At 65.7% G+C, this 16,711-nt stretch carries 12 protein-coding genes and 1 tRNA gene; 4 read left to right on the top strand and 9 right to left on the bottom strand.

Translation table 11 applies throughout. The annotated features are described in order from the left end of the window. Positions 1 to 339: 339 nt before the first annotated feature. Positions 340 to 630 (bottom strand): DUF1127 domain-containing protein, encoded by a 291-nt coding sequence (locus AB4136_RS23195; RefSeq protein ID WP_024927113.1) that lies wholly within the window; start codon positions 628 to 630, stop codon positions 340 to 342. A gap of 174 nt (positions 631 to 804) precedes the next feature. Here AB4136_RS23195 and AB4136_RS23190 point away from each other — a divergent pair, with 174 nt between their 5' ends. After that, complete coding sequence (locus AB4136_RS23190; protein ID WP_024927112.1) at positions 805 to 1,761, top strand: LysR substrate-binding domain-containing protein; 957 nt, start codon at positions 805 to 807, stop codon at positions 1,759 to 1,761. Positions 1,762 to 1,767: 6 nt separating this feature from the next. Here AB4136_RS23190 and AB4136_RS23185 read toward each other — a convergent pair whose 3' ends face one another. Then, positions 1,768 to 2,718 (bottom strand): DMT family transporter, encoded by a 951-nt coding sequence (locus AB4136_RS23185; protein ID WP_024927111.1) that lies wholly within the window; start codon positions 2,716 to 2,718, stop codon positions 1,768 to 1,770. Between the two features lie 136 nt (positions 2,719 to 2,854). Between AB4136_RS23185 and xseA the strand changes: the two genes are divergently transcribed. Further along, positions 2,855 to 4,444, top strand: coding sequence for an exodeoxyribonuclease VII large subunit (gene xseA / locus AB4136_RS23180; RefSeq protein WP_024927110.1), 1,590 nt, complete (start codon positions 2,855 to 2,857; stop codon positions 4,442 to 4,444). A gap of 22 nt (positions 4,445 to 4,466) precedes the next feature. Here xseA and AB4136_RS23175 read toward each other — a convergent pair whose 3' ends face one another. The 4 genes from AB4136_RS23175 to AB4136_RS23160 all read right to left on the bottom strand — a co-directional run bounded on the left by AB4136_RS23175 (position 4,467) and on the right by AB4136_RS23160 (position 6,159). Further along, on the bottom strand, positions 4,467 to 4,829 hold the full coding sequence (locus AB4136_RS23175; RefSeq protein ID WP_024927109.1) for a VOC family protein: 363 nt from the start codon (positions 4,827 to 4,829) through the stop codon (positions 4,467 to 4,469). A 55-nt stretch (positions 4,830 to 4,884) separates the two neighbouring features. Next, entirely contained in the window at positions 4,885 to 5,127 is a 243-nt protein-coding gene (locus AB4136_RS23170; RefSeq protein WP_024927108.1) for a DUF768 domain-containing protein, read from the bottom strand. 171 nt (positions 5,128 to 5,298) lie between these two features. Then, positions 5,299 to 5,375, bottom strand: a tRNA-His gene (locus AB4136_RS23165). Positions 5,376 to 5,709: 334 nt separating this feature from the next. Next, entirely contained in the window at positions 5,710 to 6,159 is a 450-nt protein-coding gene (locus AB4136_RS23160) for a phasin (protein WP_024927107.1), read from the bottom strand. Between the two features lie 256 nt (positions 6,160 to 6,415). On the opposite strand from AB4136_RS23160, the gene AB4136_RS23155 reads away from it, so the two are divergent. Continuing rightward, a complete protein-coding gene (locus AB4136_RS23155; protein WP_137900259.1) occupies positions 6,416 to 10,324 on the top strand; it encodes a sensor histidine kinase in 3,909 nt (1,302 codons plus the stop codon). 290 nt (positions 10,325 to 10,614) lie between these two features. Here AB4136_RS23155 and AB4136_RS23150 read toward each other — a convergent pair whose 3' ends face one another. Continuing rightward, a complete protein-coding gene (locus AB4136_RS23150) occupies positions 10,615 to 12,573 on the bottom strand; it encodes an acetoacetate--CoA ligase (RefSeq protein ID WP_024927273.1) in 1,959 nt (652 codons plus the stop codon). 182 nt (positions 12,574 to 12,755) lie between these two features. Between AB4136_RS23150 and AB4136_RS23145 the strand changes: the two genes are divergently transcribed. Continuing rightward, positions 12,756 to 14,762, top strand: a complete 2,007-nt coding sequence (locus AB4136_RS23145) for an AsmA family protein (RefSeq protein ID WP_024927274.1) — start codon at positions 12,756 to 12,758, stop codon at positions 14,760 to 14,762. Between the two features lie 146 nt (positions 14,763 to 14,908). Here AB4136_RS23145 and AB4136_RS23140 read toward each other — a convergent pair whose 3' ends face one another. Both AB4136_RS23140 and AB4136_RS23135 read right to left on the bottom strand, forming a co-directional pair. Continuing rightward, the gene (locus tag AB4136_RS23140) at positions 14,909 to 15,730 is read right to left on the bottom strand and encodes an ABC transporter permease (RefSeq protein ID WP_024926077.1); all 822 of its coding nucleotides are present in this window, start codon (positions 15,728 to 15,730) and stop codon (positions 14,909 to 14,911) included. 1 nt (position 15,731) lies between these two features. Further along, entirely contained in the window at positions 15,732 to 16,703 is a 972-nt protein-coding gene (locus AB4136_RS23135; protein WP_024926076.1) for an ABC transporter permease subunit, read from the bottom strand. Between the last annotated feature and the right edge of the window lie 8 nt (positions 16,704 to 16,711).

The raw sequence follows: 16,711 nt of genomic DNA, 5'->3' as shown, positions 1-16,711 counted from the left end.
TTTCGAGTTTCGAACGCCCCCGAGCCAGCGAGGGGCAGGATCACAGCTTTGTCCCAGCCCTCGGCATAGCCTCGGGCGTTCGAACCCTTTGAAAGGTCCACCGGACCTTTCAATTCGCCTATGGCGAACCGGGTTCTCACCCCCTCATCCGACCTCGCCTCCGGCTCGGCCACCTTCTCCCACAAGGGGAGAAGGAACGGTGCGGCCCAAAAAGAAAAAGCCCGGTCCGTGGGAGGACCGGGCAATGCGCAGGCGGCCGGCGGGGTCGTGCCGGCAGGGAGTGTGGGAAGCCTGCAGCAACTCTGCATCGCCCGGCTGGAGGCCCGGGCGTGCGGGATATCAGGCCACCTTGCGCGCCAGTTCCTCGACGGAGGCGGCGCGCAGGCCGGCGATGGAGCGCAGCTTCACCGTCGGGTCGCTGCCGAACGGCAGGTCGACGGCGACGAAGAGATCGGCGCGGGTCAGGCCGATATCGGCCAGTTCCGCGTCCGACATTTCGCCGAGGCGATAGAAGGCGCGGCGATTTTTCCAGGCGCGGTAATAGCCGACGGCACGATTGTACACACGCGTCGCGGCAGCCGGGGTCGCGGTGATGCGCGCGCTCTCAGGGGCGATGTCGTATGCGGTCATGGTCATTCTCCTCAATCTTGACGGCGCGGACCGTCGCACCGCCGCCGGGAGCGCGGCGGGACGGACCCGATTCACATGCCTTCATGTGGACGATTACTGAATCGCACGCGGCGATTGATTAATCCAACGAATGTTTTTAATCTCTATCATCAACTCTGATGATGGATGGAAGCGATGAAAGCGCCGCTCGACCTCGACCAGTTGCAGACCTTCATCTCGATCGCCGACACCGGCTCCTTCACCCGCGCCGCCGAGGAGGTGCACCGCACGCAGTCGGCGGTGTCGATGCAGATGCGGCGGCTGGAGGAGCGGATCGGCAAACCGCTGTTCGAGAAGGACGGGCGCTCCAACAAGCTGACCGAGGAAGGCGACCGGCTTTTGTCCTATGCCCGCCGGATGCTCTACCTGAACCGCGAGACGTTGGCCGCCTTCGACGACAACCGGCTGGAAGGCACCATCCGTATCGGCACGCCGGACGATTATGCCGACCGCTTCCTGCCCGAGATCATGGCGCGTTTCGCCCGTTCCAATCCGCGCGTCGAACTGACTGTCACCTGCGAGCCGACGCCCAGCCTTGCCGAGCACATCAAGCGCGGCAATCTCGATCTGGCGCTGGTCACCCACAACGACGCGCGCGGCCAGTCGGAAGTGGTGCGGCGCGAGCCGCTGTTGTGGGTCACCTCGACCAATCACGCCACGCATGAGCAGGATGTCCTGCCGATGGCCTTCGGCCGCCCGAACTGCATCTGGCGGCGCGCCGCCTGCGACGTGCTGGACGAGATGGGGCGCGATTATCGCATCCTGTTCTCCTCCTTCTCAGCCACCGTCATCGCCGCCGCCGTGCTGTCGGGGCTGGCGATTTCGGTGCTGCCGGAATGCGCGCTCAGGCCCGGCATGCGGGTGCTTGGCGAGGCCGACGGCTTCGGCCAGTTGCCCGACTGCCGCATTGGCCTGATGCGCGGCCAGACCAGCCGGCCCGAGATCGTCGAGGCGCTGGCCCGCCACATCGCCGAAAGCCTGGACAACATCACCGTGCCGATAACCGAGGAGACCGGCAGCTTCGACTTCGCCTCGCTGGCCTTCACCAAGATGAAGCGCACCAAGCCGAGCCAGGTGATGCCGGGCTGGTAGGCCGAGCTAACGCCTGCCGCCGCGCACCACCAGCACGTTGCCGATGGCGACCAGGACAAGGCCGGCGATGGCGAAGGCGGTCCAGCGATAGCCTTCGAGCGTGGTGGAGATGAGCAGCGCGAAGATCGGGAACATCACCGTGGCGTAGCCGGCGCGGGCAGCACCTATGCGGCCGAGCAGCGTCAGATAGGCGGCAAAGGCCAGAACAGTGGACACCACCGCCGAGAACAGCACCGAGCCGAGATAGGTAACGCTCGGGTCTATGGTGAAGGTGCGGCCGAACAGGAACGCCAGAAGGGCCGACCACAGCGTGCCGTAGAGCATGCCCCAGGCATTCATCGAGATCAGCGGTAGCCCGTTGCGCATGCCTCCCGCCGAAATCAAATTGCCGACGCAGAAGGAGAGCGTGCCGGCCACGCAAAGACCGAGGCCTATAAGCGTTCCGCCGGAAAGACCGTGGGCGGCGACCTCCGGCAAAAACATCAGCGCGATGCCGGCGAAGCCGATGAGCCCGCCGGCCAGGATGCGCGGCGACGGCCGCTCGCGCATCACCACGGCGCCCAACAGCATGTTGACGACCGAGGCCAGCGAGAACACCACCGAAAGCAGCCCGCTGACCAGATAGCTGGCGCCGTAATAGAACAGCAGGAAATTGGACGAAAACATCAGCACGCCAAGTGCCGCGAACCGCAGATGCTCGGCCGGCGCGAAGCGCAATTGGCCCCGCTTCAGCGCCACCCAGCCGAACATCAGGACAGTGGCGATGGCGAAGCGCCAGACGATGGTGACTTCGTTGGCGACGCGGCCGACCTGGAATTCGATGGCAAACCACGACAGGCTCCAGGCGACCACCGTCACCGCATAGAGGCCGTAGTCGAGCGCCTCGAAGGGCCGTTCGCTGGGCCGGCCCGATGCGACAGGCGCGGCCGCCGCCGGCCTGGATTGCTGGATGTTCATGGGGTGTGCTCCTTGGCACGCATGGGTAGACTTGGAGCCTTGGGGCGTCCATGGCAATCGTGTGGTCCAGTCTCACCCGTGCAGCCAACGCGGGTAAGGGCTTGACCCACTCCCCATCCAGCGCGCCAATCGGCGCATGAGCGAATTCTTCGACGACGATTCGAGACCCACCAACGCCACCGAATATACGGTGAGCGAGATTTCCGGCGCGCTGAAGCGCACGGTGGAAGATACGTTCGGCAATGTGCGGGTGCGCGGCGAGATTTCCGGCTATCGCGGCCCGCATTCGTCGGGCCATGCCTATTTCGCGCTGAAGGACGACCGCTCCCGGCTGGAAGCCGTGGTGTGGAAGGGCACGATGAACAAGCTGCGCTTCCGCCCCGAGGAGGGCATGGAGGTGATCGCGTCGGGCAAGCTCACCACCTATCCCGGCTCGTCGAAATACCAGATCGTCATCGACAATCTGGAACCCGCCGGCGCCGGCGCGCTGATGGCGATGCTGGAGGAGCGCAAGCGCCGCCTCGCCGCCGAAGGCCTGTTCGATCCCGCCCGCAAGCAGCTCCTGCCCTACATGCCCTCGGTCATCGGCGTGATCACCTCGCCGACCGGTGCGGTGATCCGCGATATCCTGCACCGCATCCGCGACCGTTTCCCGCTCACCGTCGTGGTGTGGCCGGTGCGCGTGCAGGGCGAGACCGCCGGCGCCGAGGCGACGGCCGCCGTCAACGGCTTCAACGCGCTGGAGCCGGGCGGGCCGATCCCGCGGCCGGACCTGATCATCGTGGCGCGCGGCGGCGGCAGCCTGGAAGACCTCTGGGGTTTTAACGACGAAGGATTGGCGCGGGCGGTTGCCGCTTCCGACATCCCGGTCATCTCGGCGGTCGGCCATGAGACCGACTGGACACTGATCGACCTTGCCGCAGACGTGCGCGCGCCGACGCCGACGGGCGCGGCCGAAATCGCCGTGCCGGTGAGAGCGGAACTGGAGGCGACGCTGGCAAGCCTGTCGGCACGGCTTGCGGCGGCGCTGGTCCGCGGCATCGACCGCCGGCGCCAGGCGGCGCGGGCGGCGGCCCGCGCGCTGCCCTCGCCCGACCAGTTGCTGGCCTTGCCGAGACGCCGTTTCGACGAGGCGGAAAACCGGCTGGCCCGCGCGCTGGCGGTGTCGATCGAGCGCAAGCGCGGTCGCCTCGTCGCGATCCGGCTGACGCCGGCGACGCTGTCGCGGCGCATGGCCGAGGCACGGCGGCTGGCTTCGCGCGACCTCGCCAGGGCGCAGGCCGCCTTCCTTGGCATCGTGCGCGAGCGCCGCGCGCGGTTCGCGCGGACGATGGCACGGCTGTCGCCGGCGCCGATCGCGCGGCGGCAGAAGCTGCAGGGCGATACGCTGACCGCGCTGGCGCGGCGGCAGGAGCAGGCGATGACGGTGCGGCTGGACCGGCTGCGCGCCCGCCTCACCCAGGCCGACCGGCTGCTTTCGACGCTGAAACTGTCGGAACAGGCGATCCTGGAGCGCGGCTATGCGCTGGTGCTCGACAGCGCCGGTGCGCTGGTCAAGCGCGCTGCGGAGGTGACGCCCGGCATTGCGCTGGAACTGCGCTTCGCCGACGGTTCGGCGCATGCAACGGCCGATGGCGCCGGTCCGACACCCGGCCCTGCAACGCCCAGGCCGGCCAAAGCCTCGCCCAAGGACAAGGGCGCTGGCGGCCAGGGATCGTTGTTTTAAGCCTGCGGGGCAGGCAGACTTCTCAGCTATCTTTTCGGAAGGCCCGGCTCGAAACCGAGATGGAGTTCTGGCAAGGGTCTTTCGCGTTCACGAACAGATAGCCGTCGGCCTTATGGATCGTGCCGAAATCGAGGCCGTCTGCGGCGCGTTGCCTGCAGAACAGTTCGACGTCTTCGACATCAAAGACCAGCTTGACGATCGACTGACCGCTGCGCTGACCTTTTGCGGCCTGATGAAGCAGGATGTTGGCGCCGCCATCGCTGGCGACAAGCTCGACAATCCTGTCTCCGGGCAATCGGGTTGCCGTGAAGCCAAAATGCCGTTCGTAGAAGCGGGCGGTTTCCTCGACATCCCTGGCGTAGATGACGACCCGGCCGAGTGGCATCGTTAACCCCGATAACGGTGGTGCCCTTCCCCGCCCACGGGAGAAGGAGGCAGGCTCACGCCGCCTTGTCGGCGGCCGTTTCCGCTTCGACGGCCTCTTCGAGGCGCGAGGCGATCAGGTCCTGGATGTCGCCGACTTCTTCCTGGAGGTCTTCCAGCGGAATGCCGGCTTCGGCGGCCTTGGCGGCGCAGCGCTTGGCCAGCGTCTCGGCATGCTTGTCGAGCTTGACCGCTTCGGATGGGGCGCAGCATTCCTTGCCGATCCAATCCTGCAGAAACTCGATGGCGTGTACGCTCATTCTGAATTACCCGTTTCGGTCTGTGCCGATCACGCCGTGGCCGCAGCCAGGCAGTCGGTATTCCCTATCCAATTGAAGCCGAGTCGCGCGCTTGCGGCAACCGGGCCGGTACCAAAGAACAAGTTCTGAACTGTGCGATTGTCGTGCGGGGCATCCACCCGGCGAGAGGAATGGTACCGTTGGCTGGGATCGAACCAGCGACCTCCGGATCCACAATCCGGCGCTCTAACCATCTGAGCTACAACGGCACGCGTGCCCGTCAACGATCGAAACGAGTGACCCACTTCTGTCAGCCGTGCTCCATCGTTCGGCGAAGCGTGCATACGGGCAATCGGATCGTAATTCAAGGCTTTTGCAAAAGCAAAACGACGCTCATCCGCACCCATGTTCCTCCCCGGCAAACGGTCAAGAAAAAGGCGGCGGGAGGAGGTGCCGGCCTTTTTCCCAATTTGAGCCGGCGGGAGGAGGTGCCGGCTGCTCTCCGGGGAAGAAGGGAGGAGGATCCGCCCCGGAGAAACTCTTGTCCTGTTCAGCTAGGAAGCCGGCGACAGCGTTGCAAGCCCTCGCCGCATCTTCCGGCAATCAGGCCGCCTTGACGTCCTTGATGGCCTTCTCGAAGGCGGTCTTGTACGGCTTGGCGACTTCTTCGGCGACCTTCGAGGCGGCGGCCTGGAAATCCTTGGCCTGCTCGACGGCGGTCTCGACGCGCGAACGGAGGAAGGAGGTCTGCAGCTCGACGACTTCCGACAGCGACTTGGCGCCGACGAGGGCCTCGAGATGCGAGAAATTGGCTTCGGCGTTGGTGCGCAGCGTGGCGATCGCCTTCAGCGACAGGTCGTTCGAAGCGGTCTTGGCGGTTTCGTAGCTGGTCTCGAAGGCCTTCTTGGCTTCTTCGGCGCCGGTCTTCAGCTTGGCGAAGGTCTCTTTCGACTGCTCGACGCCCTTCTCGGCGAAGGCGCGGATCTGGTCGGTGGCCTGCGAAGCGTCGAAGGTCGGGAATTCAACGGTCTCGGTGGTCTTGGTCTTGGACATTTTCCATCCTCATAGGGTGGACGGACACATTCGACGTGCCGTCTCGTTCATGTGTGAGATGGGTATAGCGCATTTTGTTGTGCAACGCAACATTTCTGCTGCAATGCAACATTATCGAAGCGAAACATAGGGATGCCGTTAACCACGAGCCCTATTATTCAAGTGGGCTCGCCTTACGCTTGTGGACGTTGCGGCGGCTCCCATTTATTAACGAAGCATTAACCGCGGCCATCTCCTTGGAGGATAGCCAGAGCGCATGCCGTCCGAGAACTATTCGTTCCTCGATGTTGCCGTCCTTGATGACGTGCGATCGCGTTTTGCCAGCGGCGACGCGATCGTCGTCCTGTCGGCCGACCTCGAGCAGGTGCTGTGGGCAAACGGGCCCGGAGCCGCCCTGTTCGGCCATGCCGATGTCGAGGCCGCCATCGGCGCGCCGGCCGGGCTGCCGCCGGTGGCGCGACGCCAGATCATGGCAACCGCCGGCTTCCCGGCCATCGGCAGCGACCGCGCGCTGCTGGTGCGGCTGGCGGCAGGCATGACCAGCAATGCGGTCGGCTTTCTGGCCAGCGCGCTCACCATGCCCGACGGCGAAGCGGCGATCATGCTTGCCCTGCCGGCCACGCAAGGCGCCTCCCATAACGCCGCCGAGATCGCCACGCGTGCAATCAGCGGTTTCAAGGCGGACGGCCAGTTCCTCGCCTTCATCGACGGCAAGGGCGGCGTCGAGGCCGCCTCGCAAGGATTTTCGGCGCTTGGCATTACCGAGCAGACGCTCAGCGCGCTCGTCGCCGATGTCGCGCGCGAGCAGGATCGCGTGCTGAAGCGGCTAGTGCCGGCTGCAAAAAGCTCCTATCCGGCCGGCATCGCCCGGTTGACCGACGAACCGGCGCGCCACCTTCTGGTGGTGATCGACGAAGGCACCGAGGCTGGCGCAACCCAGCCGGCGCCGGCAAGCCAGACCGCATCCGAGGGCGATCGGCCAAGGGCCACGACCGCCGAAGGCTGGCGGGCGGCCGACGACAGCGTTTCGACGACGGCCGGCGAACACCAGCACGACCGCTGGTATTTCAGCGACGCCAACAAGGCCGCCGAAGCCGCCCAGGGCGATGGTACGACGCCGGTTGCCCCGGTGCAGAATGAGACAGTTCCGGCGTCGCAACCGGTCGAACGCAACACCACACCGGTACGCTTTGTGTGGCGCACCGACGCCGCCGGCCACTTCAGCGCCATCTCGCCGGAATTCGCCGCCGTCGTTGGCGAGGCCGCCGCCGATGTCATCGGCCGGCGCTTCAAGGATGTCGCCACCACATTCGGCTTCGACCCGTCCGGCGAGATCGCCGGCCTGCTGGAACGACGCGACACATGGTCGGGCCGCTCGGTCGCCTGGCCGATCGCCGGCAGCAGCCTGAAGGTGCCGGTGGATCTCGCCGCCCTACCCGTCTACGACCGCAACCGCACGTTCGAAGGTTTTCGCGGCTTCGGCGTCGCAAGGCCGGCGGACGCCACCGAGGATCACGAGAAGGTCGGTCTGGCGCTGACACCCGGCTGGGTGGCATCCGAAACCCCGCCAGCGCCCGCCAAAACCACACACGAAGCGACGGCCAGGCCGCAGGAGCCCCCGCACGCCGCGCCGATGACCACCGGCGGACAGAACCCGTTCCATGGCGAGGCGCCGGCGCTGACCATCACGCCGACCCCAGAGCGCCGCTTCAGCGACAAGGTGATCCGGCTGGCCGAACACCGGCCGGCGGCCAACGACAAGGGCCTTTCGACACTGGAGCGCAGCGCCTTCCGCGAGATCGGCGAACGGCTGAAGAAGGACGGCGTGCTGGGTTCCGAGGCCGGCCGAGGCGAAGCCGCTCCGGCGAAAGACCCGCCTGCCCCCGCAACCGCGCAGGCGGACAATGCGATCGCCATGCGGCAGGCGGACGGCGCCGATGCGCCCGCCGGCCAAGGCGAGGTCATAAAGCCGGTCGAGCGCGCACGACCTGTCGCGGCGGATATCGTCGAGGCCGCAGGAGCCATCAACACGGCGGAACCCGCGACGGCCGTGGACACCGTCAAGGCCGAACAAGCGGCGGAGGCTGCGGTGACGGCCGAGGCGGCCATCACCGTCGCGCCAACTGAAAGCAAACACACCTCTTCCGAGGCAGAAACGACCGCTGTCGTTGCCGAGGCGATTGCCCGGCCAGACGAAGCGACAACCGCCGACGAGGATGACGACAGCGCCGCGCTGACCGAGGCGCAGGAGGCCGAGGACATCGCCGATCTAACCCGGCTCGACGGCGCCGGGGCGGACGAGGGCGGGGCGGCCGCGGAACCGGTGGCAGAACCTGCCGCGCCGCGTTCGCTGCTGGCCTTCGCGCCGCAGGACAGCGATCCGGTGGCCGAGGACAACGGACAGACACAAGCGCTGAACGACATCGGCGACATCAAGGCCGCCGCCGCGAAGGTTGCCGGACAGCGCCACGCCGCGCGGCGCGACGAAGCGAGCAAGGACGATGAAGAAGAAGACCTTGCCCGGCTGGAGGACGACGGCGACCTGACGCATCCGCGCGATGACGCGGAGGAAGCCGTGGCCCCCCAACCGGCGCCACCGCTGCCCACGCCGCGCCTGGTGCCACCGCTGCAGGCGGGCGGCTTCGTGCCCGCCGCCTTCGCGACCGGCGAAAAGGAGCCGGACACTTCGCTGCTGTCGCGGCTGCCGGTGCCGTTGCTGATCCATTCGGGCGACGTGCTGCATTATGCCAATGGCGAATTCCTGGCGCTGACCGGCTATGAAAATCTCGCCGCGCTCGGCGCTGCCGGCGGGCTGGATGCATTGTTCGCCGCCCCCTATGCAAGCGACAGCACGGCCGACCATGCCGACCACAAGCTGCGGCTGAGGAAGGCCAATGGCGAGGAGACGCCGGTCGACGTCGTGCTGCGCTCGGTGCCGTGGGGCGAAGGCAAGGCGCTGATGCTGGTGCTGAACGGGTCCGGCGAGACCGGCCAGCCGATTACAGCTGCGACGCTCGGCGAGGCGGCGCAGCCCGATACGGCCGAGCTCAAGGCGCGCGTCGCCGAAATGCGCACCATCATCGACACCGCCACCGACGGCGTCGTGCTGATCGGCCGCGATGGCGCCATCCGCTCGATCAGCCGGCCGGCCGAGGCGCTGTTCGGCGTCGACAGCGACGAGGTTGCCGGCAAACCCTTCGCTTCGTTGTTCGCCATCGAGAGCCAGCGCGCGGCGCGCGACTATCTGGCCGGGCTTTCCGACCATGGTGTCGCCAGCGTGCTCAATGACGGACGCGAGGTGATCGGCCGCGAGGCGCAGGGGCGCTTCATTCCGCTGTTCATGACCATCGGCCGCCTGCCCGGCGACAGCGGCTATTGCGCGGTGGTGCGCGACATCACCCAGTGGAAGCGGGCCGAGGAAGACCTCACCCAGGCGCGCGCCGTGGCCGAGCGGGCGTCGTCGCAGAAGACCGATTTCCTTGCCCGCATCAGCCACGAAATCCGCACGCCGCTCAATGCCATCATCGGCTTCTCCGAATTGATGGTGGACGAGAAGTTCGGGCCGATCGCCAATGAGCGCTACCGCGACTATCTGCGCGACATCAACCGCTCCGGCAACCACGTGCTCGACCTCGTCAACGACCTGCTCGATATTTCGAAGATCGAAGCCGGCCAGCAGGAGATGGACTACGAGGCGGTGTCGCTCAACGACGCACTGGCAGAGGCCGTCGCCATGATGCAGCCGCAGGCCAACCGCGAGCGTGTCATCATCCGCTCGTCCTTCGCCTCGCGCCTGCCGGAAGTGGTGGCCGATTTGCGCTCGATCCGCCAGATCGCGCTCAACATCCTGTCCAATGCCGTGCGCTACACGCAGGCCGGCGGCCAGGTCATCGTTTCCACCGCCTATGAGACATCCGGCGACGTGGTGATGCGGGTGCGCGACACCGGCGTCGGCATGACGCAGGCCGAGATCGAGCACGCGCTGAAGCCGTTCAAGCAGGTCAACGCGCTGAAACGCGGACGCGGCGACGGCACCGGCCTTGGCCTGCCTCTGACCAAGGCGATGGTGGAGGCGAACCGCGCCAAATTCACCATCAATTCGACGCCCGGCGAAGGCACGCTGGTGGAAGTCGCCTTCCCGTCGACCCGCGTGCTGGCCGATTGAGGCCACGGCAGGCGCCCTCAAGAAAAAAGGCGCCCCGAGGGCGCCTGAATTGAGAATTGTCACAACGGGCTTGAGCGATACTGGTCCCGCCTAGCGGGATTGGGATTTCTCCCTCAAGTTACCCGCGACTATCGCGGCGGTCTCGTAAACAAATCCTTACCTGGATGGGTAAAAGTTTACGATTGTGTACCATTCGTGAAAACGAGGTAAATTCGAGCTTTACGTTTTGTTTACCCTGCCGGCGGCGTTGTTTCGGCGGTTGCCCGAAAAACCTCCGGTCCGGCGCCGCCTCAATTCGCGAGTTCCGCCCTGTCCTTGAATTGGTCCAGCGCCTCGGGGTTCGCCAGCGCCTCCTTGTTCTTGACCGCCCGGCCATGGACGACATCGCGCACCGCCAGCTCGGTGATCTTGCCCGATTTGGTGCGTGGAATGTCGGTGACGGCAACGATCCTGGCCGGCACATGGCGCGGGCTGGCGCCGGTGCGGATTTTTGTCTTGATGCGCTTTTCGAGCGCCTCGTCCAACGCGACACCGGCAGCCAGCCGCACGAACATCACGACGCGCACATCATTGTCGAAATCCTGGCCGATGCAGATCGCCTCGAGGATTTCCGGCATCTGCTCGACCTGATTGTAGATCTCGGCCGTGCCAATGCGCACGCCGCCGGGGTTCAGCGTGGCGTCCGAGCGGCCGTGGATGATCATGCCGCCATGCCGGGTCCATTCGGCGAAGTCGCCATGACACCAGATATTGTCGAAACGTTCGAAATAGGCGCCGTGGTATTTCCTGCCGTCGGCGTCGTTCCAGAAGCCGATCGGCATGGCCGGAAACGCCTTGGTGCAGACCAGCTCGCCCTTTTCCTGGCGGACCGGCTGGCCGTTGTCGTTCCACACATCGACGGCCAGTCCCAGCCCCGGCCCCTGGATCTCGCCTTCCCACACCGGCGCGGTCGGCACGCCAAGCACGAAACACGAGACAATGTCGGTGCCGCCGGAGATCGAGGCCAGGTGGATGTCCTTCTTGATGCCTTCATAGACGAAGCGAAAACCCTCCGGCGACAATGGCGAGCCGGTGGAGGACACGGTCCTGACAGTGGACAGATCATGCGTGGCGATCGGCTTCAGCTCGGCCTTGCGCACGGAATCGATGAATTTCGCCGAAGTGCCGAAATAGGTCATCTTCTCGGCGTCGGCGAAATCGAACAGCACATTGCCCGAGGGATGGAACGGGGAGCCGTCATAGAGCAGCAGCGTGGCGCCGGAAGCGAGGCCGGAGACCAGCCAGTTCCACATCATCCAGCCGCAGGTGGTGAAATAAAAGAAGCGGTCGCCGTCGAGCAGGCCGGCGTGCAGGCGCTGTTCCTTGACGTGCTGGATCAGCGTGCCGCCGGCCGAATGCACGATGCATTTGGGGATGCCGGTGGTGCCGGAAGAAAAGAGAATATAGAGCGGGTGCGCGAAAGGCAGCCGCTCGAACGTCACCACCCTGGCCGCGAAGGGCTGCAGGGCCGTTTCCATGGCCTCGGCGCCGTCGATGGCGGCGGCGACATCCTCGGCGGTGCCGAGATAGTCCACCACCAGCACCTTGCGCAGGCTCTTCAGCTTGCCTGCCACCGCCGCCACCTTGTCGGCGACCTCGATGGCCTTGCCGGCATACCAGTAGCCGTCCGGAACGATGAAGACGACCGGCTCGATCTGGCCGAAACGGTCGAGCACGCCCTGCTCGCCGAAGTCGGGCGAACAGGACGACCACACCGCGCCGATCGAGGCGGCGGCAAGCATGGCGGCGACGGTCTCCGGCATATTGGGCATCATGGCGGCGATGCGATCGCCCCTGGTAACACCGAGCTTCACGAACAGTTGCTGCAGGCGCGAGACCTCGGCGCGCAGGCGATCCCAGGACAGGCGCCGCTCCACCTTGTCCTCGCCGCGAAACACCAGCGCGTCGGAGGAACCGGTCTTCTTCAGGAGGTTTTCCGCGAAATTCAGCCGTGCGTCGGGGAAGAACTGCGCGCCCGGCATGCGATCGCCATCGGCAAGGACGCGCTCGCCCTTTTCGCCGACCACAGCGCAGAAATCCCAGGCCAGGTCCCAGAAAGCCTCGCGTTCGGTCACCGACCAGGCATGCAGCGCAGGATAATCGCCAAAGCTGCGGCCGCTCCGTTCCTCCGCCGCACGCGTGAAGGCGGTCAGCGGCGCCGAGGCGATCTGCGCCTCCGACGGGGTCCAAAGGGGCATGTCTGCGGCCATGAATGTTCCTCCCGAAGCGACACCGGTTAAGCATATCGCGTTGCAGCAAGGCAAGGCTCATGCAATTGCGACAGCGTGTGCGCAATCGCCATCACCCGGCCACAAGGGCTTGAAAAGCATCCGCCAGGGTTTACACCCGTCTGGCGATCGAAAACGAACCACCACGAACCCCTAGGGATCTGATGCCTTCACCCCTGATCTGGCGAGCCATATGGGCGGTAGCGATTGCCGTCATTGTCGCCGTTCTGGCGTTCGTGGCAGTGCCCTATTTCGCCTCGAACCGCATCGTGCGCGACCGCATCGCCTGGGAGATGAGCGCCTGGAGCGGTTTTCGCGTCACCATCGACGGCACGCCGGAAATCGAGATCTGGCCGCAGTTCCGCGCCATATTGACCGGCGTCACCCTGTCGAACTGGAGCGACGACAAGGCGCCGCCGGTGATGCAGGCCGACCGTGTCGAGATCGACCTTTCGGCGATGTCGGCGCTGCGCGGCGACGTGGTGTTTTCCGGCGTGCGGCTGGTCAAGCCGGTGTTCCGGGTCGAGCCGGCCGCGCATGGGCTGTTCCTGCCGCCGATGCCTTCGGGCGGCCGCGTCGCCCGCGCCATCGACGCGGCGCGCGAACTGGTCAAGGCCAAGCCCGACAAGCCCGACACCGGCAAGCTGGCCTCCGAGGGCTTCGGCACTGTCGAGTTCCAGGACGGCAAGGTGATCGCCGCCATCGACGGCACCGATACCGACATGCTGACCAATCTGTCCGGCCAGCTCGACTGGTCGGCGCTCAACGCCGCCGGCTCGCTGACGGCCAGCGGCGTGTGGCGCGGCGAGACCGTCGCGGTCGAGGCGGCCTCGCCGGGGCCAATGCTTCTGTTTGCGGGTGCGGCGGCACCGGTGACACTGTCGCTGAAAGCCGCGCCGGCCAATTTCTCCTTCGACGGCACCGGCAATCTTTCCGGGCAATCCTTCTTCGACGGCCAGGCCAAGTTCACCGCCCCTTCGCTGCGCCGGGCCTTGCAATGGCTGGAGGCCGGCATCGCGCCGGGCGCGGCACGCGGTCCCGTCTCCATCACCAGCAAGGTCAGCGGCGACACCGGCCGCATCAAGTTCGACAAGACCGAGATCGATCTCGACAAGACCCCCGGCATGGGCGCGCTCGACCTCTCCTTCGTCGACCCGATGCCGATGATTTCCGGCACGCTGGCCTTCGACACGGTCGACCTTGCCGCCTTCCTGTCGGCCTTCACCTCGCCGACGGCTTCCTCCGGCACCGATCTCGACGTTATCGACATGTCGTTCGCCGACCGCTTCAACCTCGACCTCAGGCTGTCGGCCGCGCATGCCACGGCCGGGCGGATCCAACTGGCGGATGTCGCCGCCACCGCGCAGGTGAAGAACGGGCTCGCCGTCTTCGACATTTCCGACGCCACCGCTTTCGGCGGCAATATACAGACCAGCCTGCGCATCGACCGCCGCCCGGAAGGCACGCAAGTCGAGATGAAACTTCTCGCCTCCGATGTGAACGGCGCCGATTTCACCGCCGCCGCCGGCATGACGCGGCTGACGCCAACCGGCACCGGAACGGTATCGCTGATCCTGAAAGGTCCGGGCAAATCCTGGAACTCGATCCTGCAGAATGCCGACGGCTCGGTATCGGCGACCTTCGGACCGGGCAATCTGACCGGGCTGAACCTGCCGGCCTTCCTGAAGCGCAACGAAGAAGGCGGCTTCTTCGCGCTGGACGACGTCTCCAACGGCACCCTGCCGATCGACGGCGCCGAGCTCAAGGCCACCATTTCCAAAGGCGTGGCGCGCATCGACCGCGCCGAGGCGAAATCGGCGCAGACCAAGATCTGGCTGTCCGGCATCGTGCCTTATGCCGGGCGTGGCCTGGCGCTGTCCGGCGGCGTCAACCAACCCAAGCCGGCAGCCACCCCGGCGCCGCAGCCGGCGCCCGCGCAACCGGCGACCGGCACACAGCCGATACCGGGCGCGCAGCCTGCTCCTACTCAGAACGGTCAACCGGTTTCCGTAACACCCACGCCAGCAGGCCAGACGACGACATCGGCTACCCCGCCGCCGCCGGCGCCAACCCCGCCCGTCAATAACGGCAACCAGGCGACGTTCTTTGTCGGCGGCACCTGGACGACGCCGTTCGTGTCGCCGATCATCCGCCGCAACGCCGGCGAATAAAGCGGCTATCAAGGCCCGCGCCGGGCAACTCGGATATCAGGAAACACCAACGCACAGGCCCGGAAATCGATCTCGATTTCCGGGCCTGTGCGTGTGTTCAAAACGTTGGAGCGTCCGTCCCGCGTCCCCAACGGAGACGCAGCTTGCTAACCGCCGCGCTGCGCCGCCTGCTCGTCGCGCTGGCGTTGCACCTCACGGCGCTTGTTGACGATGGAGGCGGTGATGACACCGATGGAGACGATGCCGATCAGAATGGTACAGGCGGCGTTGATCTCCGGCGTCACGCCGAGGCGCACCTGGCTGTAGATCTTCATCGGCAGCGTGGTGGCGCCGGGGCCCGAGGTGAAGGACGACGTCACCAGATCGTCCAGCGACAGCGTGAAGGCCAGCATCCAGCCCGAAACGATCGCCGGAAGGATGACCGGCAGCGTCACCTGGAAGAAGGTGGCGACCGGCGACGCGCCGAGGTCCATCGCCGCCTCCTCCAGCGAGCGGTCGAAGGAGACGAGGCGCGACTGCACCACCACGGCAACGAAGCACATGGTGAAGGAGATATGCGCCAGCGTCAGCGTGAAGAAACCGCGGTCGAAGCCGATGGCGACGAACAAAAGCAGCAGCGACAGGCCGGTGATGACCTCGGGCATGACCAGCGGCGCGAACACCATGCCGGAAAACAGCATGCGGCCACGGAAGCGCGTGTAGCGGGTGAGCGCCAGCGCCGCCAGCGTGCCGAGCACGGTCGCCACCGTCGCCGAGATCAGGCCGACGCGGATGGTCACCCAGGCGGCGTCCATCAGGCCCTGATTTTGGAACAGCGACACATACCATTTGGTCGAGAACCCGCCCCAGACGGTGACCAGTTTGGATTCGTTGAAGGAGAAGACCACCAGGAGAACGATGGGCAGATAGAGGAACGCAAAGCCTAGCGTGATCGAGGTGATGTTGAAGCGGCTCCAGGTCGTGTTCATGTCAGCGCCCCTGTTCCTGAGCGCGCGCCTGTGCGTGCTGGAAGATGACGATGGGAATGATGAGCACCAGAAGCAGGATGACCGCCACGGCGGAAGATACCGGCCAGTCGCGGTTGGCGTTGAATTCGGTCCACAGCGTGCGGCCGATCATCAGCGTCTGCGAACCGCCGAGCAGGTCGGGGATGACGAACTCGCCGACGGCCGGGATGAACACCAGAAGGCTGCCGGCCAGAACGCCTGGCAGCGACAGCGGGAAGGTGATCTTCCAGAAGGCGGTGATCGGCGGGCAGCCGAGATCCTCGGCCGCCTCGACCAGCGAATAATCCATCTTTTCCAGGGCCGAATAGAGCGGCAGCACCATGAAGGGCAGGTAGGAATAGACGATGCCGATGAAGATCGCCCAATAGGTGTTGAGGATGATCAAGGGCTCGTTGATGACGCCCGTGGACAACAGGAGCTGGTTGAGCAGGCCTTCCGGCTTGAGGATGCCGATCCAGGCATAGACGCGGATCAGGAACGAGGTCCAGAACGGCAGGATGACCAGCATGAGCAGCGTTGGCCGCAGCGTCGCCGGTGCCCGCGCCATGCCGTAGGCGATCGGATAGCCGATCAAAAGCGTCAGGAACGTCGAGATACCGGCGACGATGACGCTGGTGACATAGGCGTTGAAGTAGAGCGGGTCCTGGGTGAGGAAGACGTAATTGTCGAAATTCAGGCTCTTCAGCTGACCGAGGATGCCGGAGATGCCGCCGCCGAAATCGAGCGCCGGCGTATAGGGCGGCATCGCGATCGCCACCTGCGACAGCGATATCTTGAAGACGATGAAGAAGGGAACGAGGAAGAAGATCAGCAGGAAGACATAAGGAACGATGATGACCAGCTTGCTGACGAAGCCGCTGGCAAGCTGCGTGGCCGGCTGGGCCGACACGGCTCCATTCGCCGTGCCGGTCGCGGAAAGTGTAGCACCCGCCATGATCGCCC

Source organism: Mesorhizobium sp. 2RAF21 (genome assembly GCF_052115345.1).
GTDB lineage: Bacteria > Pseudomonadota > Alphaproteobacteria > Rhizobiales > Rhizobiaceae > Mesorhizobium > Mesorhizobium terrae.
This window is presented reverse-complemented; position numbering and strand designations above follow the sequence as displayed.